22 protein-coding genes are annotated in these 24,490 nt (G+C 53.3%); 14 read left to right on the top strand and 8 right to left on the bottom strand.

Annotation, left to right across the window (positions count from 1 at the left end):
* Entirely contained in the window at positions 1-1,173 is a 1,173-nt protein-coding gene (locus O1V65_RS14075) for an efflux RND transporter periplasmic adaptor subunit (RefSeq protein ID WP_017492287.1), read from the bottom strand.
* A 118-nt stretch (positions 1,174-1,291) separates the two neighbouring features.
* Between O1V65_RS14075 and O1V65_RS14070 the strand changes: the two genes are divergently transcribed.
* Both O1V65_RS14070 and mscK read left to right on the top strand, forming a co-directional pair.
* Positions 1,292-1,510, top strand: coding sequence for a hypothetical protein (locus O1V65_RS14070; protein WP_225741454.1), 219 nt, complete (start codon positions 1,292-1,294; stop codon positions 1,508-1,510).
* A 131-nt stretch (positions 1,511-1,641) separates the two neighbouring features.
* On the top strand, positions 1,642-5,034 hold the full coding sequence (mscK, locus tag O1V65_RS14065; RefSeq protein WP_017492288.1) for a mechanosensitive channel MscK: 3,393 nt from the start codon (positions 1,642-1,644) through the stop codon (positions 5,032-5,034).
* Positions 5,035-5,046: 12 nt separating this feature from the next.
* On the opposite strand, the gene rsmS is transcribed toward mscK, so the two are convergent.
* Complete coding sequence (gene rsmS, locus O1V65_RS14060; protein WP_017492289.1) at positions 5,047-5,220, bottom strand: pleiotropic regulatory protein RsmS; 174 nt, start codon at positions 5,218-5,220, stop codon at positions 5,047-5,049.
* A 139-nt stretch (positions 5,221-5,359) separates the two neighbouring features.
* A complete protein-coding gene (gene priC, locus O1V65_RS14055) occupies positions 5,360-5,896 on the bottom strand; it encodes a primosomal replication protein PriC (protein WP_017492290.1) in 537 nt (178 codons plus the stop codon).
* Positions 5,897-6,258: 362 nt separating this feature from the next.
* Here priC and apt point away from each other — a divergent pair, with 362 nt between their 5' ends.
* From apt to htpG, 5 genes are all read left to right on the top strand, one after another.
* Positions 6,259-6,810, top strand: coding sequence for an adenine phosphoribosyltransferase (gene apt, locus O1V65_RS14050; protein WP_038328083.1), 552 nt, complete (start codon positions 6,259-6,261; stop codon positions 6,808-6,810).
* Between the two features lie 195 nt (positions 6,811-7,005).
* Complete coding sequence (gene dnaX / locus O1V65_RS14045) at positions 7,006-8,964, top strand: DNA polymerase III subunit gamma/tau (RefSeq protein WP_084911931.1); 1,959 nt, start codon at positions 7,006-7,008, stop codon at positions 8,962-8,964.
* Between the two features lie 55 nt (positions 8,965-9,019).
* The gene (locus O1V65_RS14040; RefSeq protein WP_017492293.1) at positions 9,020-9,349 is read left to right on the top strand and encodes a YbaB/EbfC family nucleoid-associated protein; all 330 of its coding nucleotides are present in this window, start codon (positions 9,020-9,022) and stop codon (positions 9,347-9,349) included.
* Positions 9,349-9,954, top strand: a complete 606-nt coding sequence (gene recR / locus O1V65_RS14035) for a recombination mediator RecR (protein ID WP_026110586.1) — start codon at positions 9,349-9,351, stop codon at positions 9,952-9,954. Before O1V65_RS14040 ends, recR begins: the two co-directional genes overlap by 1 nt.
* Before the next feature lie 381 nt (positions 9,955-10,335).
* Entirely contained in the window at positions 10,336-12,204 is a 1,869-nt protein-coding gene (gene htpG, locus O1V65_RS14030) for a molecular chaperone HtpG (protein WP_038328085.1), read from the top strand.
* 36 nt (positions 12,205-12,240) lie between these two features.
* Here the strand turns inward: htpG and O1V65_RS14025 are convergent, their stop codons facing one another.
* Entirely contained in the window at positions 12,241-13,113 is an 873-nt protein-coding gene (locus tag O1V65_RS14025; RefSeq protein ID WP_017492296.1) for a LysR substrate-binding domain-containing protein, read from the bottom strand.
* A gap of 204 nt (positions 13,114-13,317) precedes the next feature.
* Between O1V65_RS14025 and O1V65_RS14020 the strand changes: the two genes are divergently transcribed.
* The 7 genes from O1V65_RS14020 to O1V65_RS13990 all read left to right on the top strand — a co-directional run bounded on the left by O1V65_RS14020 (position 13,318) and on the right by O1V65_RS13990 (position 19,579).
* Entirely contained in the window at positions 13,318-14,028 is a 711-nt protein-coding gene (locus O1V65_RS14020; protein WP_017492297.1) for a hypothetical protein, read from the top strand.
* Positions 14,029-14,040: 12 nt separating this feature from the next.
* Positions 14,041-14,439 carry an NUDIX hydrolase gene (locus O1V65_RS14015; protein ID WP_017492298.1) on the top strand — a complete coding sequence of 133 codons (399 nt, stop codon included), beginning with the start codon at positions 14,041-14,043 and terminating at the stop codon, positions 14,437-14,439.
* The gene (locus O1V65_RS14010; protein ID WP_017492299.1) at positions 14,439-15,317 is read left to right on the top strand and encodes a DUF6024 family protein; all 879 of its coding nucleotides are present in this window, start codon (positions 14,439-14,441) and stop codon (positions 15,315-15,317) included. Before O1V65_RS14015 ends, O1V65_RS14010 begins: the two co-directional genes overlap by 1 nt.
* The gene (locus tag O1V65_RS14005) at positions 15,314-16,198 is read left to right on the top strand and encodes a DMT family transporter (RefSeq protein ID WP_017492300.1); all 885 of its coding nucleotides are present in this window, start codon (positions 15,314-15,316) and stop codon (positions 16,196-16,198) included. Before O1V65_RS14010 ends, O1V65_RS14005 begins: the two co-directional genes overlap by 4 nt.
* A gap of 114 nt (positions 16,199-16,312) precedes the next feature.
* Positions 16,313-16,957, top strand: coding sequence for an adenylate kinase (adk, locus tag O1V65_RS14000; protein WP_017492301.1), 645 nt, complete (start codon positions 16,313-16,315; stop codon positions 16,955-16,957).
* A gap of 207 nt (positions 16,958-17,164) precedes the next feature.
* Positions 17,165-18,127: a ferrochelatase gene (gene hemH, locus O1V65_RS13995; protein WP_017492302.1), complete on the top strand. Its 963-nt coding sequence runs from the start codon at positions 17,165-17,167 to the stop codon at positions 18,125-18,127.
* A 117-nt stretch (positions 18,128-18,244) separates the two neighbouring features.
* On the top strand, positions 18,245-19,579 hold the full coding sequence (locus tag O1V65_RS13990) for an inosine/guanosine kinase (RefSeq protein WP_017492303.1): 1,335 nt from the start codon (positions 18,245-18,247) through the stop codon (positions 19,577-19,579).
* A 99-nt stretch (positions 19,580-19,678) separates the two neighbouring features.
* Here the strand turns inward: O1V65_RS13990 and ybaL are convergent, their stop codons facing one another.
* The 4 genes from ybaL to O1V65_RS13970 all read right to left on the bottom strand — a co-directional run bounded on the left by ybaL (position 19,679) and on the right by O1V65_RS13970 (position 24,469).
* Positions 19,679-21,367, bottom strand: coding sequence for a YbaL family putative K(+) efflux transporter (ybaL, locus tag O1V65_RS13985; protein ID WP_084911928.1), 1,689 nt, complete (start codon positions 21,365-21,367; stop codon positions 19,679-19,681).
* Between the two features lie 237 nt (positions 21,368-21,604).
* The gene (locus O1V65_RS13980) at positions 21,605-22,822 is read right to left on the bottom strand and encodes an MFS transporter (protein WP_084911925.1); all 1,218 of its coding nucleotides are present in this window, start codon (positions 22,820-22,822) and stop codon (positions 21,605-21,607) included.
* A 48-nt stretch (positions 22,823-22,870) separates the two neighbouring features.
* Complete coding sequence (ybaK, locus tag O1V65_RS13975; protein ID WP_084911923.1) at positions 22,871-23,350, bottom strand: Cys-tRNA(Pro)/Cys-tRNA(Cys) deacylase YbaK; 480 nt, start codon at positions 23,348-23,350, stop codon at positions 22,871-22,873.
* A 309-nt stretch (positions 23,351-23,659) separates the two neighbouring features.
* The gene (locus O1V65_RS13970) at positions 23,660-24,469 is read right to left on the bottom strand and encodes a TraB/GumN family protein (protein WP_017492658.1); all 810 of its coding nucleotides are present in this window, start codon (positions 24,467-24,469) and stop codon (positions 23,660-23,662) included.
* Between the last annotated feature and the right edge of the window lie 21 nt (positions 24,470-24,490).

Below are 24,490 nucleotides of genomic sequence, written 5' to 3'. Positions count from 1 at the left end.
TTAAGACTTCGTCGCTTCATCTGCGGGGGCGTTCTGGTCAACTTCCTGTGCTGTCACCTGAACACCGGGTCTGATTTTTTGCAGGCCGGTCACGATGATTTTATCGCCCGGCTTGAGGCCATCCGTGACGACCCATTTGTCGCCAATAGCCTGAGTCGTCGTCACCGTACGAAGTTCCACTTTATTATCGGCACCGACAACCATCGCGGTTGCATCGCCGCGCGGGTTACGGGTGATCCCCTGTTGAGGCACCAGCAGGGCATTGTTGTTGACACCTTCGTCGAGACGGGCGCGCACAAACATACCCGGCAGCAGGAAGTCCTGCGTATTCGGGAATACCGCACGTAAAGTGATAGACCCCGTCGTTTCATCAACCGTAACATCGGAGAATTCCAATGTGCCAGGTTGTTGATATTCTTTACCGTTATCCAGAATCAGCGTCACTTTCGCTTTGCCGTTCTCCTGTTTGAGCGTACCGTCGGCCAGCTCCTGCTTCAGGCGCAGGAAATCATTGCTGGACTGGGTCACGTCAACGTAGATAGGGTCAAGTTGCTGAACCGTCGCCAGCGCGTCGGTCTGGCTGCTGGTCACCAGCGCACCCTCCGTCACTGAGGATTTACCGATACGGCCGCTGATTGGGGCAATGACCTTGGTGTAGGCGAGATTGATACGCGCCGTTTCAACCTCTGCCTTGGCCGCTACGACCGAAGCATCGGCCTGGAGTGCGGTGGAGTTAGCAGTATCATAATCTTGTTTACTGATGTAGTTGGTGCCCAACAGCGGCTTGTAGCGGTTGACCGTCACGTGGGCAATCTGCGCACTGGCCTGTGCCTTCGCCAAATCACCCTTGGCGCTGTCGTACGTGGCCTGATAAGGCGCAGGATCAATCTGGTAGAGCGAGGTACCGGCCTTGACTTCACTGCCTTCCACAAAGTTACGTTTCAGGATAATGCCGCTGACCTGAGGACGTACCTCGGCAATACGGTAGGCCGAGGTGCGTCCCGGAAGCTCAGTTGTTACATTTAGCGGGGCGGCTTTCAACGTGACGACACCCACTTCGGGGGCTTTAGCGGCTCCCTGCTCGGTTTTTTTATCGTTACATCCTGTAAGAGCTAATCCACCGGTTAGCATAAGAACGACCGCCAGAGGCGTTAACCCTCTGTTTTTGTTCATAAATAAACCTCAAGTGTCCGATTTTAAAATTAACTTCGTTGCGTGCGGCGCTGTGACATCCCGCAGCTGCGTTTTTAGTATGTGCTGACTACGATTACCGATTTTGCACCCATGGAGGGTGAAAATCCTATTTCACAAATGTGAATTTGTTGGGGAGATGTGCTCCGTCCATGACGCACGCCGGGCGCCGACAGTCCGTTGCGCCTACATGACTGAAATGATGGAGAGTTGGCTTTTTATGCCAGAAAGTAACGACCTCCACAACCAGGTAAGTCAATTTATTGATACTTATATCGAGATGTTGAGGTTATGTCCAAGATTGATTAAAGGTAATTAAGTGTGTCAAGTGGCTGTAAGTAGAGTTTAGTAAAGTTTTACAAGTTTGATGCTGCCTGAGCACCTTCACTGCATACGCTGTAGAAGGGGGCCGTGTTAATATTGCGCATCTTTATTTGAATTAAGTTAACTATGTTTAGCCTATCCGCTGACTTTCGCTACCGCCACGCCGACTTTTTGCGTTTGGCCTCTTCAGGATTAATTTCTTTCCTGTTGATTGCATTGGTTTTTTGCGCCGCTATGCTGGCTGCTCCTCGTGCGTTAGCGGCGGGAACGGCGGATATCCCCCTGCGCGGTGAAGTGCAGAATCAACTTGATGCGCTGAGCCGCCAGAAAACGCTAACGCCGGTTGAAAAACTGACGCAGCAGGATCTCTATCGCACGATGGAACTGCTCGACGCGCTGGATCGCGTCAAACAGCAGCAAAATCAGCTCAGACAGCAGTTGGATGATGCGCCTGAAAAACTGCGCATCGCCACCGACGGCCTCGCCAAGTTGCAAAATCAGAGCAACCCGGCGGCGGATAAAACGGCGCTGCTGGCGATGTCGTTGCATCAGTTGGAAAGCACGCTCGGCGATACGCTCAACGATTTGCAGTCTTCGCAGAATGACCTCTCAACCTACAATACTCAGCTGATTTCTTTGCAGACCCAGCCTGAACGGGCGCAGAGTGCGATGTACAGCTACTCGCAAAGCCTGGAACAGGTGCGAAACGAGCTTAACGGCATGGCGCCGAATCAGCAGGATCTGCGGCCAACGCAGCAGGCGATGTTGGTCACCGAGCAGGCGCTGCTTAATGCCGAGGTGGATTTCCAGCGCAACAGCCTGGAGGCCAACACCACCTTGCAGGACCTCTACCAGAAGCAGCGCGACTATACCAATGCCCATATTTCACAGCTCGAAGCCTACACTCAAACGCTGCAAGAGGTGGTCAACGGTAAACGTCTGACGCTGTCCGAGCGTACGGCGAAAGAAGCTCAGACGCCGGAAAGCACCACCGATCTGCAAAAAGATCCGCTGGTGAGTCAGGAACTGGACATCAACCGCCATCTGAGCCAACGCCTGATAGCCTCTACCGAGGATGGCAACAAGCTGTTGCAACAGAACATCACCATCAAGAACTGGCTGGAACGTTCGTCGCAGTCGGAACACGATCTGAGTGAAGAAATCAGCGTCTTGAAGGGGAGTTTGCTGCTCTCGCGTATCCTTTATCAGCAGCAGCAAAATGCGCAGCCGACGGCCAATCTGATGACCGACACCCAGACGCAAATCGCCGATCTGCGCCTTGAGCAGTTCAATATCAATGAGCAGCGCGACGCGCTTTTCCAGGGTGATGACTATATTCAGAATCTGGTAAAAGGCAGCAAAGAAAAGATTAATGACGACATTAGCGATGCGCTTGAGCAAATCGTTGACGTGCGCCGCGACCTGCTGGACCAGCTCAATAAACAGCTTGGCAACGAGCTGGCGCTGGCGATCAATTTGCAAATCAACCAGCAGCAGCTGTTGAGCGTAAACCAGACCCTCAACGACACGCTGACCCAGCAAATCTTTTGGGTCAGCAGCAACAAGCCGATTGACTGGCAGTTTATTAAATCGCTGCCCGAAGACGTCAAAAATCAGATTAACAGTCTGAGTTTCAAGCTGCCGGTTGACGAGCTGAAGCAGGGCGCGCTGCGCTCGTTGCCGGTGACCGTGCCGATGCTGATAGCTGTCGTCATTCTTCTGTGGCGTCAGAAGGCTATCAAAGCGCGTATCGATAAACTGAGCAGCGACGTCGGCCAATTGAAGCGTGATTCCCAACTGCATACGCCTCAGGCGCTGCTCCTTCTCGTTCTCAGAGTGATGCCGGGCATGCTGCTGACGCTCGGCGTTGGCTATTGGCTGTCCGTTTGTGATATCGAGTTTAATAACTTTTTATGGACGCTGGCACAGCGCATCGCCGTGTTCCAGCTGGTGATGGGATTCTGTTACCGACTGCTGGGGCCGCGCGGGGTCAGTGAGCGCCACTTTAATATGGAAGCGGCCACCTGCGCGCATTACCGACGCTCAATCCTTCGTCTGTCACTCACCATGCTGCCGCTGATTTTCTGGACTGTTCGCGGTGAGAAGATCCCGCTGGGGCTGGTGGACGATACTATCGGTCAGGTGATTATTTTACTGACGCTGGCGACGCTGACAGTTCTGCTTTTTCCGATGTTCAGGGACGGCTGGCGCGAGAAAAATGCGCACAGCGTGCATCTGGTTATCGTCACCGCCATTGCATTGGCTCCGGTCTTCCTGATGGGACTGATGTTCACCGGCTACTTCTATACTACCTTGCGTCTCGCCAGCCGCTGGCTAGAAAGCCTCTATCTGCTGATAATCTGGAATATCACCGGCAGGATAGCGCTGCGCGGGCTGAGCGTGGCGGCAAGGCGTCTGGCCTATCGTCGTGCGCTGGCGCGTCGTCAGAACACCAATGTCAAAGAGGGTGCCGAAGGGGAGACCATCGAGGAAACCGTGCTCGGTCTGGACCAGATTAACCAGCAGACGCTGCGTCTGATCACCATGGCGCTGTTCATCGTCTTTGCCGCCGTGCTGTATTGGGTGTGGTCAGATTTGCTGACGGTTATCTCTTATCTCGACAGCATTTCGCTGTGGCACTACTCCGGTAATATCGGCGGCAAGGTGGTACAGCAGACGGTGACGCTGGGCAATTTCCTGTTGGCCTTTATCGAGATAATCATTGCCTATGTCCTGACGCGAAACCTGCCGGGCCTGCTCGAGGTGCTGGTGCTGTCGAGGCTGCATCTGCGGCAGGGGACCTCCTACGCGATTACCACCATTCTGACCTATACCATTACGGTTATCGGTGCGGCGGTGGCGCTGAGTGCGCTCGGCGTGTCGTGGGACAAACTCCAGTGGCTGGTGGCCGCGCTGTCGGTTGGACTGGGCTTTGGTTTGCAGGAAATCTTTGCCAACTTTGTTTCGGGCCTGATTATTCTGTTCGAACGCCCGATTCGCATCGGCGATACGGTCACTATCGGGACCTATTCTGGGACGGTCAGCAAGATTCGTATTCGTGCGACCACCATTACCGACTTTGACCGTAAAGAGGTGATCATCCCTAACAAGGCCTTCGTGACCGAGCGTCTTATCAACTGGTCGCTGTCGGACACCGTCACCCGCGTAGTTATTAAAGTTGGCGTAGCCTATGGGTCTGATTTAGATAAGGTTAAGGAGATTTTACTGCAGGCGGCGCATGAAAATGCCAAGGTGATGAGCGATCCTTCGCCGTCGGTGTACTTCCTTAACTTCGGGGCCAGCACGCTGGACCACGAGCTCAGGGTATACGTTCGCGAGCTGCGCGACAGGAGTTCGACCGTCGATGAGCTGAACCGCAGCGTAGACCAGCTGTGCCGCGATAACGATATCAATATTGCTTTCAATCAGTTGGAAGTGTATCTGCACGACAAAGGCGGCAACGAAGTTCAGGAAGTGAAACGCCCATTCACGCCGCCGGACGAGGCGACCCTCGTCTGATTCATACCGTCGTTATCGGTAGCTTATGGACAAGCTGCCGGTCGGATTCTTGAGTTTTTCCTGATAGTCCTTTTTGACAATCTCCAGTGCCGCCAACGCCACTTCAGGGGCGATTTCGTTACACTCCAGCAGGTAGATCAGATCTACGGCTAGTTGCAGTTCGGGAGGGGCGTTTTCAATGGACATAGGCGTTCCAGTCATCTTGGTAGTGGGCATCTGTTTTATCAGTCGTTAACAGGCTGACTAACGACGGGTAATCGAATTTCCAGTATAGAGATTTTGTCTCAACTAACGACGGTATTTTTCAAATTTTGTGATAAGAGCGTCAAAAACCCCTTTCCTGACGCTCGATGCTGCGCTCGATTTTGATCAGCGCCTGACGGCAGCGCATGAGGCGTCCCTCCAGTGCCGCAAGCTCTTTCTGCATATGCTGCTGTTCCTTGAAAGTCTCGACTCTCCCAAGACGACTCTCGCGGTCTTGAATCATCGCCAGCAATCGACGCTCATACTGTTGATGTTCAACCAGTTTACTGTAGTAATCGCCGCCGCTTTGTTCTTTCTGTTTATCGGCCTTGCGCAGGTTCTGGGTCGCGAGTTCGCGCTGTAGTGCGGTGATTTGCGAGACCAGCCGCTCGGCGACAAAGGCGACCTGCGCGCTGCGGTTTTCTTCGACTACCTGACGCAGCTGAGCAAAGTTTACGCGCACTTCGGCAAGATATTCACGCAGGCGGGTTCCCTTGGTCGCAAAAAGCGTAACGTCAAAGCGCGCCTGCTGCGCCGGTGCATGGGCGACAGGTTCAATTTCTTGCGCCAGATTTTCTATCTGCTGCTCCAGCGAATGCAAAAGTGTTTGCGTGCTCAACGAGACTCTCCCGAACGATTATTTCCGCGATTATGCGACAAACTGCGCGGTAAATCATGCGTTGTGGGCGGTTTATCACGCACTGATTCGCCGCAGTGGTTGACCTGGGGCAATAAAAAAGGCGATCATCGCCGGCTGTAGGTTGCTTTTTAAAGTGGCTTTGCATAAATTTGGGCGTCTTGACCCTCGGTCATCCCCAACTTATTTTTCTTGAATCGCCTGCCAGAGTCGTTCGCCGTCGCCTTAAGCTCAGTTAGCTATTCCGAATTATCTCGGCGTAGGGCGTTTGGTTTGAACAGATTCTCGCGCCGTTCAGGTATGAACCGACGCTTTTTCAGGCCTTTATTATGAGCGCTACCGTTATGACCGCTACTGCACAGCAGCTTGAGTTTATTAAAGACAGTATCAAAACCATCCCCGATTACCCTAAGCCGGGCATACTGTTTCGTGATGTCACCAGTTTGCTGGAAGTCCCCGAGGCCTATCAGGCCACTATCGATCTGCTGGCAGAGCGTTACCGCAATACCGGTGTCACCAAAGTGGTGGGTACCGAAGCACGTGGCTTCCTGTTTGGCGCACCGGTTGCGCTGGCGCTGGGCGTAGGCTTCGTTCCCGTGCGTAAGCCGGGCAAGCTGCCGCGTGAAACCATCGCGGAAGAATACGCGCTGGAGTACGGCACCGATAAGCTCGAAATTCACACCGACGCTATCAAGCCAGGTGATAAAGTGCTGGTTATCGATGACCTGCTGGCGACCGGTGGTACCATCGAAGCTACCGCCAAGCTTATCCGTCGTCTCGGCGGTGAGGTTTCTGACGCGGCCTTCATTATCAATCTGCCAGAGCTGGGCGGTGAAAAACGCCTGAACGGTCTGGGCATTGAATGTTACTGCCTGGTGAACTTCGCCGGTCACTAAAATTCGGCGTCCATCGCGTTACGGTGGGGCTTTGCACACCTCGGTCACTGATGCATTTCAGCGTCCGGGAACTTGTGCAGTTACCCTACCTGTCAACCCGAAGGCACTAGAATTTCTTGTTTATATCAGGCCTCGCCCGTGCAGGCGGGGCTGTGATAACATAACGCTACAGACCCCTCGACTTCTCCGGTATTAATGAGCTATCAGGTTCTTGCCCGTAAGTGGCGCCCCCAAACTTTCACTGACGTAGTTGGTCAGGAACACGTGCTAACGGCACTGGCCAATGGCCTGTCGCTGGGGCGAATTCATCACGCCTATCTTTTCTCCGGCACGCGCGGCGTGGGTAAAACCACTATTGCCCGTCTGTTGGCTAAAGGCCTGAACTGTGAAACCGGCATTACCTCAGCGCCCTGCGGCGTTTGCGACAACTGTCGTGAAATAGAGCAGGGGCGCTTTGTTGATCTCATCGAGATTGACGCCGCATCGCGTACCAAAGTCGAAGACACCCGTGAATTGCTCGATAATGTGCAGTACGCACCGGCCAGAGGGCGTTTCAAAGTCTATCTGATTGACGAAGTACACATGCTCTCGCGCCACAGCTTCAATGCGCTGTTGAAAACGCTTGAAGAGCCGCCTTCGCACGTCAAATTCCTGCTCGCGACTACCGATCCGCAGAAACTGCCGGTCACCATCCTTTCACGCTGCTTACAGTTCCACCTGAAGGCGCTGGACGTCGAACAGATCCGCAATCAGCTGGCTAAAGTGTTGCAGGCAGAGCAAATCGACAACGAGGCGCGCGCCTTGCAGCTGTTGGCCCGTGCGGCCGATGGCAGTATGCGTGATGCGCTCAGCCTGACCGATCAGGCTATCGCGATGGGACAGGGCAAAGTCACCACCGAGACCGTGGCGCAGATGCTTGGCACCCTCGACGACGAACAGCCGCTGGCTATTCTTGAAGCGCTGGTGAGTGCCGATGGCGCGACGGTGATGGCGCAGGTTGAACAAGCCGCCTCGCGCGGGGTGGACTGGGAAACGCTGCTGGTTGAAACCCTGGCGCTGCTGCACCGTATCGCGATGGTCCAACTGCTGCCGTCGGTGCTGGATAACCACTATGCGGCTATCGAACAGCGTCTGCGCGAACTGGCGCGGGTTATTCCGCCGACCGACGTGCAGCTTTATTATCAGACGCTGCTAATTGGCCGCAAAGAGTTGCCGTTCGCCCCGGATAAACGCATGGGCGTCGAGATGACGTTGCTGCGTGCGCTGGCGTTCCACCCTAAGGTGTTGATTGCCGAACCGGCCGCCAGAGAACCACGCACCGCTGCACCGCAGCCGATGTCGAACTCGGCCATGCCTGCGCAAAATGCCCCTGCGCAGCCTAAAGCCGCCCCTGCTCAACAGGCGTCTGCGGGCGGTGACGTCGCAATACCTGACTCCACCGCGCAGCTCTTGCAGGCGCGAACACAGCTGCTTCGACAGCAGGGAAGCTCATCCCCAAAAAAAGCTGAGCCGGCCGCGCCTGGAAAAGCGCAGCCGGCAAATTCGGTGCTGGAGCGACTGGCTTCCGTCACCGAGCGTTCATTAGAACGCACGGGAGCGACTGCGCAGAAGAAAGCCCCCGCTGCGCCGGTTAAAGAAGAGGCTTATCGCTGGAGAACAGTGAATGAGCCTGAGGCCGCCCCTGAGCCGGTTGCCACGCCGAAAGCCTTGCGCGCTGCGCTTGAGCACGAAAAATCGCCGGAGCTGGCGACACGCCTGGCCGAAGAGGCCATCGAGCGAGACGAGTGGGCAGCTACGGTCAATAAGCTGACTATTCCGAAACTGGTTCAGCAACTGGCGCTCAATGCTTTCCTTGAGCGGCCTGATTCGGCTACAGTCTGTCTGCATTTACGTTCTTCGCAGCGTCATTTAAACTCGCCAACGGCGCAAAAAACCTTGGCAGACGCGCTTGCCTCGCTGTATCAGCAGGAGATAGCGCTGAACGTGGTTGAAGACGACAACCTGGCGATACGCACGCCGCTCGAATGGCGACAGGCCATCTATGAAGAAAAACTGGCGCAGGCGCGTCAGTCGATTATCGCGGATAATAATATCCAGACTTTGCGTCGTTTCTTTGACGCCGAGCTGGACGAAGAGAGTATTCGCCCTATTTAACCGCCGCAGTAGGAGCATGGTGCACATACGCGGCCCGACGCAAAGAGAGAAGATTATGTTTGGAAAAGGCGGCATTGGTAACCTGATGAAACAGGCCCAGCAAATGCAGGAAAAAATGCAGCAGGCACAAGCGGAAATCGCTGCCATCGAAGTTACCGGTGAGTCTGGTGCAGGTCTGGTGAAAATCACCATCAACGGCGCACACAACGTCCGTCGCGTTGAAATCGACCCAAGCCTGCTGGAAGATGACAAAGACATGCTCGAAGATCTGGTTGCTGCAGCATTCAACGACGCGGCTCGTCGCATCGATGAAACTCAGAAAGAAAAAATGGCAGCAGTTTCTGGCGGCATGCAGTTGCCACCGGGCTTTAAGATGCCATTCTGATGCAAACCAGCCCACTCCTTGAATCATTAATGGAGGCGTTGCGCTGTCTGCCGGGTGTAGGCCCGAAGTCGGCGCAGCGTATGGCATTCCAGCTGCTGCAGCGCGATCGCAGTGGCGGAATGCGGCTGGCGCAGTCCCTGACTCGGGCGATGTCCGAAATCGGCCACTGTGCCGACTGTCGTACTTTCACCGAGCAGGATGTCTGCACCATTTGCGCCAATCCGCGTCGCAAGGAAAATGGTCAGATTTGCGTGGTTGAAAGCCCGGCAGATATTCATGCTATCGAGCAGACCGGTCAGTTCTCAGGTCGCTATTTTGTCCTGATGGGGCATCTGTCTCCTCTCGACGGCATTGGTCCTGACGACATCGGATTAGGTCGTCTCGAGCAACGTCTTGAAAGCGAAAGCATTCAGGAAGTGATCCTCGCGACCAACCCCACGGTCGAAGGTGACGCTACCGCGAACTATATCGCCGAGATGTGCGGTCAGTATGGCGTTCTGGCGAGTCGAATTGCTCACGGTGTTCCAGTGGGGGGCGAGCTAGAAATGGTTGATGGCACGACTCTTGCGCATTCTCTGGCAGGTCGGCACGCCTTCAAATATTAGTTTGCTCGGTTATCGTATTTGAAGCTGTAGCGGCGTTGGCTGCGCTAGCCCGCCCCAGTCAATGGCCTGTGTCAGCGCCTGGGGATGAACTAACCTGCCGCCTTGCTACAACTTCTATAACCCAGACCGGCTGTTTTTTAAAATCCCACCTTGGTCACTTCCACAATCAGGCAGTCTGTTAAAAAGCCTTGTTTCTGTATTTCCAAAGCGTTAGCGGTTTGTTCCCTGCTGATTCTAAAATAATCAATTAACGCGCGTTTCGATATTTCCTTGCCCGTTCCTCTTGAAAATCTGCCTTTACCCCCCACTTCATACTCAGTCTGTTTTTACAGAGTTACGTTTTTAACCACTCAAACGGTTTGATTGAGGTATTTGATGAGTATGAAAGGACAAGAGACCCGCGGATTCCAGTCAGAAGTTAAACAACTGCTTCACCTGATGATCCACTCGCTTTATTCGAATAAAGAAATCTTCCTGCGTGAGCTAATTTCCAACGCCTCGGACGCGGCCGATAAACTGCGTTTTTGCGCGCTGTCAAAGCCTGAACTTTACGAAGGCGACGCCGAGCTGCGCGTTCGTGTGTCGTTTGACAAAGAAAAACGTACCCTGACGCTGAGCGACAACGGCATCGGTATGACCCGTGATGAAGTGATCGACAACCTCGGGACCATTGCTAAATCGGGCACCAAAGCCTTCCTACAGTCAGTCGGATCCGAGCAGGCCAAAGACAGCCAGCTGATCGGCCAGTTCGGCGTGGGCTTCTACTCTGCGTTTATCGTGGCTGATAAAGTCACCGTTCGCACCCGTGCAGCAGGCGTTAGCGCCGATGAAGGCGTATTTTGGGAATCTGCCGGTGAAGGGGAATACACCCTGGCCGACATCGAGAAAGCCTCTCGCGGCACCGAAATTACCCTGCACCTGCGTGAAGATCAGGACGAGTTCCTGGACAGCTGGCGCGTGCGTTCCATTATCAGCAAATATTCTGATCACATCGCACTGCCGGTTGAAATCGAGACCCGTAACGAAGAAGACGATACCGTTACCTGGGAGCAGATCAACAAGGCGCAGGCGCTGTGGACGCGCGGTCGCACAGAAGTGAGCGACGACGAATACAAAGAGTTTTACAAACACCTCTCTCATGACTTTAGCGATCCGCTGAGCTGGAGCCACAACCGCGTTGAAGGTAAGCAGGAATATACCAGCCTGCTGTATATCCCTTCACAGGCACCGTGGGACATGTGGAATCGCGACCACAAGCACGGTCTGAAACTGTACGTGCAGCGCGTCTTTATCATGGACGAAGCCGAGCAGTTCATGCCTAACTACCTGCGCTTTGTGCGTGGCCTGATAGACTCCAACGACCTGCCGCTTAACGTTTCCCGTGAAATTCTGCAGGACAGCCGCGTGACGCAGAATCTGCGTAATGCACTGAGCAAGCGTGCGCTACAGATGCTCGAAAAACTGGCGAAAGACGATGCAGAAAAATACCTGCAGTTCTGGAAGCAGTTCGGTCTGGTCTTGAAAGAAGGTCCGGCAGAAGACAGCAGCAACAAAGAAACCATCGCCAAGCTGCTGCGTTTCGCCAGTACCCGCAATGACTCTTCCGAGCAGACGCTGTCGCTGGAAGACTATGTTGCCAACATGGTTGAAGGGCAGGACAAGATTTACTTCATCACCGCCGACAGCTATGCCGCGGCGAAAAATAGCCCGCATCTTGAGCTCTTCCGCAAGAAAGGCATTGAAGTTCTGCTGTTGTCAGACCGCATCGACGAATGGATGATGAGCTACCTGACCGAGTTCGACGGTAAGGTGTTCCAGTCTGTGAGCAAGGCCGATGAGTCTCTCGACAAGCTGGCCGACGAGAAGAACGAACAGCAGAAAGATGCCGACAAGGCGCTTGAGCCGTTCGTTGAACGCGTCAAAACCCTGTTGGGCGATCGTGTTAAAGAGGTGCGTTTAACGCATCGTCTGACCGACACCCCGGCTATCGTCACCACCGGTGCGGACGAGATGAGCACGCAGATGGCCAAGCTGTTTGCCGCTGCGGGTCAGGAAGCGCCAGAGGTGAAATACATCTTTGAGCTGAACCCTGAGCATGCGCTGGTCAAGCGTGCTGCAGATGAAACCCAGGAGAGCCAGTTCTCAGAGTGGGTAGAGCTGCTGCTTGACCAGGCTCTGTTTGCAGAGCGCGGTACGCTGGAGGACCCTAACCAGTTCATCCGTCGTATGAACACCCTGCTGCAAGCGTAATTAATTGAAATATTGACCTAATAAGAGGCCAGACGGTTAACCCCGGCTGGCCTCTTCCAATAGCCAGTGGCGGAAAAGCGTGATCTCTTTCTCGTGGCTACGCGAACGTTTCACCAGCATATAGGTGGCTCTGTCGACCTCGGTAAAGCCCAGCGGCGCAATTAAACTCCCTTCCTGAATCTCTTTTTTGACCAAAATCTGCGGCGTCATAATAATTCCCAAACCATTTTTTGCGGCCTGAATGGCCAGCGTCAAATTGTCAAAATGCTTGCCCGAAATAAAGTCTCCCCGCGTATTGGTTTTTCTTGCCCATTCTTGCCAGGCATTGATTTTGGTGTCGGCATGCAGCAGTGGAAGGGTGGCGAAGTCGGTCTCGTAGGTAAATCGATGACGGAAATCTGGCGAACAGACGGGCCCAATATAATCGACGGTAATCAGCGTCGCCTCTATTTCATCCGACAGCGGTGTTTCATTACTTTTGATTAAAATATCCGTGCGTTCATCCTGAATATTTTCAATGTTTACATGGGTCTGGAATGTCAGGGCGATATTTTCATGCCGTTGCGAAAAACGCGCGATACGGGGAATTAACCACTGTGACAAGAAACTGGGCGCGCAGGAAATAATAAGACTGTTCTCTTCGCGGGTTTTTATTTCTTTGCAGGTTGCCTCGATATTTCTAAATACCTGTTCACAGCATTTCTTTAAGGTCTCTCCGTCCTGGGTTAAATAAACCCGTCCGGCCGTGCGTTTAAATAAAGGCGTCCCTAACCAGGACTCAAGATTCTTTATTTGATGGCTGATTGCACTGTGAGTGATATTTAAGGATTCAGCGGCGGCGCTGAAGCTTTCAAACAGTGCCGCCTGTTTGAAGTAGTGCAACGCGCGCAGTGAAGGGAGATCAGACATAGCGCCACCTTGTTAGTTAATTTCAACTTGTCTGTCTGTTTATATCATTTTCTAACGTGAAAAAAACCCTTTAGTCTCGACCTTGTCCCAAAACGAGTCGCCAGGATGGCGGAGCTAGTCTTAGTAACGAGCGTGGCGGGACAACCTATAACCCTTTAAAACCGTGCCTTTCACCCGGGTATTCAGACAATATTAAGGATCAATATGAATAATACTTCCGTAAAGACTCAGCTTGTGATGTTTACCGGTGGTCGTGACAGTACCTTGGCAGCTTGTTATTTAATGTTACAGGGTATCCCGGTTCATCTGTACTCCGCTAACAGCGGTTGCTCCCTGCATCGCGGCATTCTTTCTCATCGTGTTGATGAACTTAAAAACCGTTTTGGTGAATTGGTCGTGGAACACACGGTTGAAGATATTAGCGGGACGTTCCGCAGTATCGCTATCGAGAATATCGAAGGAGATATTCTGAAGTATAGAAAAAATCTGGTGCTGCTCGGCGAAAAATTGGCAATACACGCACATCTTATTGATTTCTGTCGTCGTCATGATATTGACGTCATTAATGACGGCATTACCCATTATCAGCAGGAATTCCCGGAGCAGCGTCTGGTCGCGAAAGAATATCTGGTCGATCTGATGAAAGAATTCGGCATTCAGTATCACTCACCTATATATGAATTTGCCCAGTCTTCCGACGACGTGAAATATCGTCTGCTGCAGCTTGGGATCTCCACCAAGTCACTGGAAGGTGTGAGCATCTTCGGTGATAGCTTTACCACCCCAAGCGACGACACCATTCTGGCCTACCTGCGCGAGAAAACGCCGCTGGCGCTGAATATTGTCAAATTCCTGTCGGGTGAAACCCTGACGTTGGCCAAGAAAGTGGCCAGCTCTCCCGCTGAAGCTGCCTGAGTGGAGCCTGTGATGAAAACTATCATCAAGTGTTCGGCGATTATTATTCGCAACCGTTCGCTGCTGTTGACGCGTAAAGAGGGGACCGACGTGTTTATTTCACCGGGCGGAAAACCTCTTCAGGGTGAGGATCACCTCACCTGCCTGCGCCGTGAACTTAAGGAAGAGCTCAACGTTGAAGCGGCAGAAATCAAGCCTTTCGGCCTGTTTCATGGCATCGCGGAGTTCGAATCCGTAGCCATCGAGAACCACGTTTATCAGGTTGAAGTCGTCGGTCAGCCTGTCGCCAGCTCGGAAATCGCCGAGATTGCCTGGGTCAATTACCGTAAGCCGCCTTGCGAAGTCGGCGTGGGCTCAGTGTTTCGCGACAACGTGCTTCCTTTGCTCTACCAGAAGGAGTTGATCGACTAATGGATCCTTCAGCATTGTCACCCCAGCTCCAGAAGCTGCACGGCGGCGGACACTTCTACAAAAAAGTGAATCAGCTGCGTGAAGTTCTGCGGGAGAAACTCACCGAAGTTTACCGTCTGGAGCAATACGATGTGTTTATGGTGCAGTCGGTCAGCGTCGGGTTGGCGATGCTGTCCCACTTACTACATAAGCAAAATATTTCACTGAGCCTGGCGAATCATCAGCATTATCAGCCGATTGATATGCTCTTTCCCCACGCAGTGGCGGAAGGCAGAGAAAACAGCGGCGTGCAGATTGTGACGCACGTTAACCCTTACACCGGCGAGTTGAACCGACTTCATCATCCGGCGAAGGGCATCGTGGTGGACGCATCTCACAGTTTTGCGACCAACATGCATGATGACCTGATTAAGCAGGGTTCGATATTTTTAGCGCCGTTGCACAAGCACGCCTCGGTCGCGGTAGGCCTGACGCTGATTGCGGTGCGCCCGGAAGAGTACAGCATGCTGCTACGCAGCGAGCTGCGTCTCTTCGAGCGAGCGACGGTGTCGGAAACCCCGCTCACGATGGCGCTCGAAACGATTAATACCCCCGGGTGGCAGCCCTACAACGTTGCCAGCGTGGATGCCATCGATCTTTGGCTGCCCGACGGCGAAAGACTGCAGTCAATCGGCGAACCGGGTCTGCCTTTCTGCTGTTTCAAGGTGCCGTCGTTTTCGCACGAGCAGCGCAAGGCGGTGAAGGAGATGAACGGAAGCTATTTCGAACATAGCGGTACCCTCCGCTTGTCCCGCTGGATGCGTGGAAAGCATGGACGGCCGGTAAATTGTACCGGCAGTGTTTTTGAAGATATTTCAAAACTATGGAATATAAGATGAGTAAATCAAGTGCAGTAAACGGTAACCTGATCGGCATTCTCGGTGGGGTTATTCTCAGTACCGATTCGGTATTTATCCGTCTCATGGCAGTGCATAATTCGTGGCTGATTGTGGTGCTGCGGGGATTGCTGATGTGGGCAGTGGTCTTTGCCGTGTGGTTGTTAGTCCCCAAGAGTCGTGCGGTGCTGGGTGTGCCGTGGATAACCCGACAAAACCTGCTCTCAGTACTGTTTTTCTGCGCGTCGTCGGCCTGTTTCGTTAACGCGCTTAATCGCGGCAATGTGGCAACCGTTCTGGTGATTATCTCTTCAACACCCTTCGTATCGGCGATTATTTCGCGGCTGTTCTTTGCCACTAAAATTGACAAGTCGCTGATGGTTGCGGCGGTAGTCGGTATGCTCGGCGTGGTTATCGTGATGTCAGGAAGGCAGGCGGGCGTTGATGCAACCGCCAACTACTTTGCTCTGGCAACTGCCGTCTGTATGGCGCTGGCGTTTATCTTTGCCTCACGCGTCGAGCAGGGCACGTTGGGACTGCCTTCGCTCGGCGGCGTGCTGGCCTCGGTTGTTGTGCCTGCCTTTGCCGGTACTGGCCTGCTGACAACCGTTGCTGACCTGCATGCAGAGCAGTGGCTGTGGCTGGTGATTGAAGGGGCACTGATCATTCCTGTTGCCATGGGGCTGATTTCACTTTCTACCCGCTATGTGCCACCGGCGAATGCTGGACTTTTCCTGTTGCTCGAAACCGCGCTGGCTCCACTGTGGATTTATGTTTTCCTGAACGAAGCACCGACGCCAAACGCGGTGATCGGCGGGTGTATCATTATCGTTGCCGTCATTTCGCAAACCTTGCAGGCTAAAAAACAGACAGCCATTGCCTGATAGTTGGCGTTTAATCGCTAACTTGCCGCCCCCTTTCTTGAGGAAGGGGGCGCAGAATGGTATGGTTGACCGTTTTCGACTTTTTATAAAATTACATGCAAGGGGATTTACGCAATGCGTATCATTCTGCTGGGCGCTCCGGGCGCAGGTAAGGGTACTCAGGCTCAATTCATCATGGAGAAATACGGGATTCCGCAAATTTCTACCGGTGATATGTTGCGCGCAGCTGTTAAGGCCGGAAGTGACCTCGGCAAGAAAGCCAAAGAAATTATGGACGCCGGTAAACTGGTTACCGACGAACTGGTTATCGCTCTGGTAAAAGAACGTATTACCCAGGAAGATTGCCGCAACGGTTTCCTGCTGGATGGTTTCCCACGCACCATTCCACAGGCCGACGCCATGAAAGAAGCGGGCATCAGCGTTGACTTCGTTTTGGAATTCGATGTTCCTGACGAACTGATCGTTGATCGTATCGTAGGTCGTCGCGTGCACGCACCTTCAGGCCGCGTTTACCACGTTAAATTCAACCCACCGCAGGTTGAAGGTAAAGACGACGTGACCGGCGAAGAACTGACGACTCGTAAAGACGATCAGGAAGAAACCGTTCGCAAGCGCCTGGTCGAGTACCATGAGCTGACCGAGCCACTGGTTTCTTACTACGGTAAAGAAGCAGAAGCCGGCAACACCCAATACGTTAAAATCGACGGCACCCAAAAAGTGTCTGAAGTTCGCGAAGAACTGGCTGCGATCCTGGGTTAATTTCCTGCACGGAACGCAAACGTTATCAGAGGCGACTTAGGTCGCCTTTGTTTTTCCCTCATTTCCCCCTTGCTGATAGCATTGATTGTTAATCCCATTTACTGTTATCGGTTCCGATTTGCCTGAGTTTGGTTACAATAAGGTCGCATTCAGACAGGTCACTTGCCCTGTGTTAAAAAATTAGCAATATTATTTAGGGAATTCAGCATGATGCAGACGAAATTCGGTGTGTTACTGGTCAACCTAGGAACCCCGGAAGCTCCAACCACCCCCGCGGTAAAACGTTTTCTGGCTGAGTTTTTAAGTGATATTCGCGTTGTTGATACCAATCGACTGATTTGGTGGCCGATACTGCAAGGCGTTATCCTGCCGTTCCGTTCACCGCGCGTAGCCAAACTGTATAAATCGGTATGGATGGACGAAGGTTCGCCGCTGATGGTCTACAGCCTGCGTCAGCAAAAGGCGCTGGCAGCACGTTTCCCGGATACCCCGGTTGAGCTGGCGATGAGCTATGGCAAACCAAGCCTCGAAGATGGCATTGGCCGCCTGATAGAGCGCGGTGTGACTAAAATGGTGGTATTGCCGCTTTATCCACAATATTCCTGTTCGACCAGTGCCTCGGTATTTGACGGCGTAGCGCGCGTGCTTAAGGAGCAGCGTCGCCTGCCTTCTGTCAGTTTTATCCGCGATTACGCTGAGCATCCGGCCTACATCGCCGCGCTAAAGGCCAGTATTCTGGAATCCTTTGAGAAACACGGCGAACCGGACCGCCTGGTGCTGTCTTTCCACGGTATTCCTAAACGTTTCGTGACGCTGGGCGACGACTATCAGCAGCGCTGTCAGGCAACCACGCAGGCGCTGACTACGGCGCTGCAGCTGCCCGCCGGGAAAATCATGCTGACCTTCCAGTCACGCTTTGGCCGTGAGCCTTGGTTAACGCCGTACACAGATGAAACGATGGAAAGCCTGCCGGGACAGGGCGTGAAACATATTCAGGTTATCTGCCCGGGATTCTCCGCCGACTGTCTTGAGACCATCGAGGAGATAAACGGTGAGAACCGCGAGCTGTTCCTGCACGCCGGTGGTGAAAAGTTTGAGTACATTGAAGCGCTTAACGATCGTAACGATCATATCGACATGATGCAGCAACTGGTTACGCAACACTTCTAATCCTGCCAGACTCGATTATCCGGCTGACGCGCACGCCATCCGGATAATAACTCTCCTGAATCCATTGTTTTCGTGTGATAACATTCGCGTCTGTCTCACTGCCCGTGCCCAAACTTCATGAAATTTCCCGGTAAACGTAAATCCAAACACTATTTCCCCGTTAGCGCCCGCGATCCCCTGCTGCGTGACTCCATGTTGCATGAGTCGGTGCAGAAAAATATGCATACCGAGCCAGAGGCCAATGCTTCTTACATCGTAGGCATCGATCAGACGCTGGTGGATATTGAAGCCCGGGTTGATGACGAGGTCATCGCGCGTTACGGCCTCGTCGCGGGGCAGTCGAGCCTGATCGACGACGACAGCGCCGAGCGCCTGTATCAGGAGTTGGTTAGTCAGTCTCTGATTACCCATCAGTTTGCCGGTGGCACCATCGGTAACACGCTGCACAACTATTCGGTGCTGGCCGACGACCGCTCTGTGCTGCTTGGCGTGATGTGCAGCAACGTGAAGATTGGCAGCTACGCTTATCGCTACCTGTGCAATACCTCTAGCCGTACCGATCTTGACTACTTGCAGGGCGTCGATGGCGCGATTGGTCGCTGTTTTACGTTGATCAATGAAAGCGGTGAACGCACCTTTGCTATCAGCCCGGGGCACATGAATCAGTTGCGTCCTGAGAGCATTCCTGAAGAGGTAATAGCCGGTGCTTCGGCACTGGTGCTGACTTCTTACCTGCTGCGCGGCGAAGCGGGTGATCCTATGCCTGAAGCAACAAGGCAGGCGATCAAGTATGCGAAGAAGTACCAGGTTCCGGTGGTGTTAACTCTCGGCACGCAGTACGTCATCGCCGACGATCCCGAAGGTTGGCGCGAATTTATCCGTGAAAATGTGACCATTCTGGCGATGAACGAAGATGAGGCCTGCGCGCTGACCGGCTTGGGGGATCCGCTGATGGCGGTCAATCAGGCGCTGGAGTGGGCCGATTTGGTGCTGTGTACTGCAGGTCCGAGCGGGCTTTATATGGGCAGCTACACCGAAGAGGCCTTCAAGCGTGCCACCAATCATCCGCTGTTGCCGGGTGCAATCGCCGAGTTTAACCAGTATGAATTTAGCCGCGCGATGCGTCGTGAAAGCTGCACCCAACCGCTGAAGATTTTCTCCCATATTGCGCCTTATATGGGCGGACCCGAGAAAATCATGAACACCAACGGGGCAGGCGATGGCGCGCTTTCAGCGCTGCTGCACGACATTGCCGCCAACGGTTTCCATCGTATGTCGGTACCAAACTCCAGCAAACACGCGCGCGACTATCTGACCTATTCGTCATTGGCGCAGGTCTGTAAATACGCCAACCGCGTAAGCTATCAGGTGCTGAACCAACACTCTCCGCGCCTGACGCGAGGTTTGCCTGAAAGAGAGGACAGTCTCGAAGAGTCTTACTGGGAGTACTAAAAATCCTCGTCGCCCTGAACACCGTAGCGGCGTTGGCTTCTTTCGCGCGCCCGAATCACTGACTTATGTCAGCTCTGGACACCGAACCTAGGTTAGTCGTCAAATCGTGCAACCTTCGGCTCTGGGCGGCATCGCCATCCCGATGTTGATCGAGTCGAGCATATTGTTGGCTATCTCGCGCTCGCCCATCACGACCTTGTCCGCCCCGCGTGCCATGATGTAGGTCACTTCATCATCGTAGTGCGCGCGGGCGATTATCTCGATGGTCGGGCGTTTGGCCCGCGCCGAGGCGATGATTTCCCCAGACTCATAGCCGTTTGGAATGGTTAGCAGCAGCCAGCGGGCACATTCCAGACCGGCTAGCGTCATAATTTCCTGATTAGCCGCATTGCCGAGTACCGCACTGATGCCCTGTTCGCGCAGCGCCTCTACGCGTGGTCGGGAATTTTCAATCACCACCAGCGGGATCCCCTGCTGTATGAGCTTGGCACCCAGCAGACTGCCGACGCGTCCGTAGCCCACAATCAAGGCATGATCGCAGAATGCGACCGGCGTCTGTGCTTCGTCTTCCACGATTTCCTCAAGACTTTGATCCTCAATGACCTCGGTTTTGGCGAGATAGCTTTCCAGGAGGGAAAACAGCAGCGGATTAAGCATTATGGAGAGAATTGAACCCGCGAGAACCAGGTTACGCGCGTGTTCAGACAGCATGCCTAACGAGATGCCCAACCCGGCAAGGATAAAGGCAAACTCGCCGATTTGCGCCAGACTCACGGAAATCGTTAATGCCGTGCGCTGCGAATGGCCAAACATTTTCACCAGCAGGAAGGCGGCCGCAGACTTGCCAAACAGGATAATCGCCAGCGTTGCCAGCACGGCCAGCGGTTCATGAATCAGGATCATCGGGTCGAACAGCATGCCGACCGAGACAAAAAATAACACTGCAAATGCATCACGCAGTGGCAGGGTGTCATGTGCTGCACGCTGGCTCAGCTCGGATCCGTTAAGTACCATACCTGCAAAGAAGGCACCCAGCGCAAACGAGGCATCAAAGAACTCTACCGCGCCAAAGGCAATACCGAGAGCCAGCGCCAGAACCGCCAGCGTAAAGAGCTCACGCGAACCCGTGCTAGCGGATTTTGCCAGTATCCAGGGCACCAGACGACGACCGACAACAATCATTAGAATAATAAAGGCGACCACTTTGCCAAGCGTGATGGCTAATTCAGTAAACAGCTGGCCGAAACTGACGTGCTGATTGCCCATCATATTGCTGATGGCGGGGAGCAGGACTAGCGTCAACACCATCGCCAAATCTTCAACTATCAACCAGCCGATGGCGATTTGACCGCGTTGACTGTCTATTAGTTGCCGCTCTTCCAGTGCGCGCAGCAGTACTACCGTACTGGCGGTCGAGAGGCAGAGGCCAAATACCAGCCCACTGGTCAGATCCCAGCCGAGAAAGTGCGAAAGGCCCATCCCCAACAGCGTCGCCACGGCAATCTGAGCGATGGCTCCGGGAATAGCGATAGACTTTACCGCTAACAGATCTTTAAGGGAGAAATGCAGCCCGACGCCAAACATCAGCAGGATAACGCCTATCTCGGCGAGTTCGGGAGCCAGTGAGGTATCTGCAACAAAACCGGGAGTAAAAGGACCCGCCAATACCCCGGCGGCGAGATAGCCGACTAGCGGCGAAATACGTAGACGATTGGCCAGCATGCCGAGAAGAAAGGCGAGAACCAGCCCGCCAACAATTGTCGTAATCAATGGGGTGGAATTATGCATCAAGATTCCCTCTCGTTATGCACGGAACAGCGTGAACCTGGTGTTTTCAGTTTAAGTTAAAAAATTAATTTTAGGTGAGAAATTAATTTTAAAAATAAGATAAATGCGAGGGATACTGATAAAACCTTATGAAGGGAATGTTTGTATTACATTAAGGTGAAAAAGGCTGATAAAGCACGTTATCTTGCGATAGAAAAAGTGCAATATCAGCCTAATGAAATGACATAGAGCGGGTCTTTACGTAGATTTACGTTCGAGATTCGGCAGGAACGCGGTCAATATCCCTAAAAGCGGCAGGAATGCGCAAATTTGATACACCAGCTCAATGCTGGTTTTATCGGCCACGTAGCCTAATACCGCCGCCCCCAGACCGCCCATCCCAAACGCCAGACCGAAGAACAATCCGGAAACCATGCCGACCTTGCCCGGAATAAGCTCCTGTGCGTAGACCAGAATCGCCGAAAATGCCGAGGCCAGAATCACCCCTATAATCACACTCAGAACGCTGGTCCACAGCAAGTTGGCGTGTGGCAGCAGCAGAGTGAAGGGCGCAACACCGAGGATAGACACCCAAATCACGTATTTACGACCAATCTTGTCGCCAATCGGACCGCCAAGAATCGTGCCCGCCGCGACTGCCAGCAGGAAGGCGAACAGGTGGAACTGCGCCTCCTGAATGGAAACGCCAAACTTGTGAATCAAATAGAAGGTGTAATAACTGCTCAGACTGGTCAGATAGAAATACTTCGAGAAAACCAGCACCAACAGAATAGTCAGTGACTTCACGACGGTACGTTTTGGCAAGAGACTCACGGCGACCGGTGCTGGTCCACGCTTCTTCGCCAGCTGTTGCTGGTGGCTATACCAGCGGCTGACCTGTAACAGCACGACCATACCCAGCAGCGCGGCCAGAGAGAACCAGGCTACATTACCTTTTCCATAAGGTGCGATGATAACCGCGGCCAGCAGTGGCCCCAGGGCGCTGCCGAAGTTACCGCCGACCTGAAACAGCGACTGTGCCAGACCGTGACGCCCGCCTGAGGCCATACGTGCCACCCGCGAAGACTCGGGATGAAACACCGAAGAACCGGTACCTACCAGCGCGGCGGCGATGAGGATCACGCCAAAGCTTTGCGCGACCGCCAGCAGCAGTAGACCTGCAAGCGTAAAGCCCATGCCCACCGGCAGGGAGTAGGGCTTCGGATGCTTGTCGGTGTAATGACCAATTAACGGCTGAAGCAGCGAGGCGGTTACCTGGTAGGTCAGGGTTATCATGCCTATCTGCGTAAAACTCAGAGTGAACTCTTTTTGCAGCAGGGGATAAATCGCCAGAATCAGCGACTGGAGCATGTCGTTAAGCAGATGTGAGACGCTGATGGCGGTCAACACCTTGAAGGCGGTGCCTTTTAACGCACTCTCCTTTGGAGGGATTTTGGATTCTATGCTATCTGTCATTGGAGGCTCATTATTATATATTTGCAGGGTGAATTCAGCGTATTGCCGTCAATCTCGTTTAGCGATATCGGCGAAGCGCCCGTTTAATAATTGACACAAATCCGCTGCCGAGAGCTCAAGATCGAGGCCACGTTTGCCCCCGGAGACAAAAATAGTCGAAAACTGTTGAGCCGGACTGTCGATAACCGTCGGCAGCAGTTTTTTCTGCCCCAAAGGACTGATCCCACCGACGAGATAACCGGTTACACGCTGAGCCAGCTGGGGATCGGCCATGTCGGCCTTTTTGGCACCCAACGCTTTGGCAACCTTCTTGAGATCGAGTTGCGCCGCGACTGGCGTAACGGCAACGGCCAGGTTTTTAGCCTCACCGTTTAAGGCCACCAGCAGCGTTTTGTAAACCTGGGCGGCATCTAGCCCCAATTTCTTTACCGCTTCATCGCCAAAATTGGTTTCATCGCTGCTGTGCTCGTAGGCATGCAGCGTGAAGCTGATTTTATTTTTTTCCAAAAGTTTTACGGCGGGTGTCATTTCTCTTTTCCATTTAACAAAGTCGGCTTTTCACAGGCGGCGACTTGATTACGTAAAAAAATAATCACTTTGCTCAATCTTTTGATACTAAAGACTAAAGTACGAAAATCAATCGTTCTGTGCGGTTTTTAATCATTTTGAGTGTTGCCAGATGTCAAACACGTTGCTAACCTACGCGCGCCGGCATGGATTCCTCAAGAATGCCATGTTGCCGCGATAATTAATAAAAATGAAATTCCTCTTTGACTGGCCAATAGAAATATTGGCCATTTTTTTATCCCGAGTTTTATCCCGCAACAAATTCCATTTTTAATTCTTCTGATTCAGCAGGTTGGGAAGGTTACCTTCGCCATAAAGATGCAGCGCGCCGACGGCGACGACGTAGTTTCCTGCGGGCATATTTTCCAGCAGTCGCTTCCAGCGCTGATTACGTTGATGCATAAGCACATCGTAAAGCACGTTACCAAAGGTGGCGGGGAGCTGCTCGATGCCAACAGACGGACGGCTGTCCAGCCACCAGCTGATCATGGTTTGCAAGAGTCTGGCATTAGTGTGCCAGTGGGTAAGAGTGTCATCAAGCAGGCTACGCCCGCCTTCAGGTAATTGATGTAGCAATTCGAGCTGCTGCTCTGCCCCTTCCAGCTCAATGACTCTCTTTGCATGAGTTTTTGCATAGGTCAGCAGCTGAAAGTCGATGCCGTACTCTCCGCGTAGCCCTAAACGCTGCGCCTGTGTTGCCTGTAACATTAACGCTATCTGCCAGCACGGCAGGGCAATGAGAGAATACATTGGCACGCCCAGCTCATCGCACAGCCGCTCGATATGTTGATACTGCTGCTCGTCGATGCGTTCCACCAGCGGTGGCAGCGGGGCGGGTTCGCCGAACGGCGATTCATTGCCGCTGATGTCGGCTTCGACAATCAGCGCATCGGCCTGCGCCACCTTTCGAATCAGTTGTTTCGGCAGCGGAGACATGTCTTGTGTCCCCATGTGGATACTGCCCACCAGATGAAAGTTGCGCCCACCCGGCAGCGTAATATCGATAGCAGGATATGGGTATTGCGTGGGAGAAAGCAGCCCGGTCCAGCGAGCCAGGCGAATTACAAGTTCCCGTATCATTCATAGTCTCCCTATTCCAAT

The organism is Rouxiella badensis, from assembly GCF_026967515.2.
GTDB classification, from domain to species: domain Bacteria; phylum Pseudomonadota; class Gammaproteobacteria; order Enterobacterales; family Enterobacteriaceae; genus Rouxiella; species Rouxiella badensis.
The sequence above is the reverse complement of the archived record's forward strand: the minus strand, read 5'-3'. Positions and strand labels throughout refer to the sequence as shown.

Coding starts and splice junctions, on each gene's coding strand:
- O1V65_RS14015 (WP_017492298.1), top strand. CDS start 14,041: ATGAAAACTATCATCAAGTGTTCGGCGATTATTATTCGCAACCGTTCG.
- O1V65_RS14025 (WP_017492296.1), bottom strand. CDS start 13,113: ATGTCTGATCTCCCTTCACTGCGCGCGTTGCACTACTTCAAACAGGCG.
- O1V65_RS14005 (WP_017492300.1), top strand. CDS start 15,314: ATGAGTAAATCAAGTGCAGTAAACGGTAACCTGATCGGCATTCTCGGT.
- htpG (WP_038328085.1), top strand. CDS start 10,336: ATGAAAGGACAAGAGACCCGCGGATTCCAGTCAGAAGTTAAACAACTG.
- mscK (WP_017492288.1), top strand. CDS start 1,642: ATGTTTAGCCTATCCGCTGACTTTCGCTACCGCCACGCCGACTTTTTG.
- adk (WP_017492301.1), top strand. CDS start 16,313: ATGCGTATCATTCTGCTGGGCGCTCCGGGCGCAGGTAAGGGTACTCAG.
- O1V65_RS13970 (WP_017492658.1), bottom strand. CDS start 24,469: ATGATACGGGAACTTGTAATTCGCCTGGCTCGCTGGACCGGGCTGCTT.
- O1V65_RS13980 (WP_084911925.1), bottom strand. CDS start 22,822: ATGACAGATAGCATAGAATCCAAAATCCCTCCAAAGGAGAGTGCGTTA.
- ybaK (WP_084911923.1), bottom strand. CDS start 23,350: ATGACACCCGCCGTAAAACTTTTGGAAAAAAATAAAATCAGCTTCACG.
- O1V65_RS14020 (WP_017492297.1), top strand. CDS start 13,318: ATGAATAATACTTCCGTAAAGACTCAGCTTGTGATGTTTACCGGTGGT.
- dnaX (WP_084911931.1), top strand. CDS start 7,006: ATGAGCTATCAGGTTCTTGCCCGTAAGTGGCGCCCCCAAACTTTCACT.
- recR (WP_026110586.1), top strand. CDS start 9,349: ATGCAAACCAGCCCACTCCTTGAATCATTAATGGAGGCGTTGCGCTGT.
- ybaL (WP_084911928.1), bottom strand. CDS start 21,367: ATGCATAATTCCACCCCATTGATTACGACAATTGTTGGCGGGCTGGTT.
- apt (WP_038328083.1), top strand. CDS start 6,259: ATGACCGCTACTGCACAGCAGCTTGAGTTTATTAAAGACAGTATCAAA.
- O1V65_RS13990 (WP_017492303.1), top strand. CDS start 18,245: ATGAAATTTCCCGGTAAACGTAAATCCAAACACTATTTCCCCGTTAGC.
- O1V65_RS14075 (WP_017492287.1), bottom strand. CDS start 1,173: ATGAACAAAAACAGAGGGTTAACGCCTCTGGCGGTCGTTCTTATGCTA.
- hemH (WP_017492302.1), top strand. CDS start 17,165: ATGATGCAGACGAAATTCGGTGTGTTACTGGTCAACCTAGGAACCCCG.
- O1V65_RS14010 (WP_017492299.1), top strand. CDS start 14,439: ATGGATCCTTCAGCATTGTCACCCCAGCTCCAGAAGCTGCACGGCGGC.
- O1V65_RS14040 (WP_017492293.1), top strand. CDS start 9,020: ATGTTTGGAAAAGGCGGCATTGGTAACCTGATGAAACAGGCCCAGCAA.
- rsmS (WP_017492289.1), bottom strand. CDS start 5,220: ATGTCCATTGAAAACGCCCCTCCCGAACTGCAACTAGCCGTAGATCTG.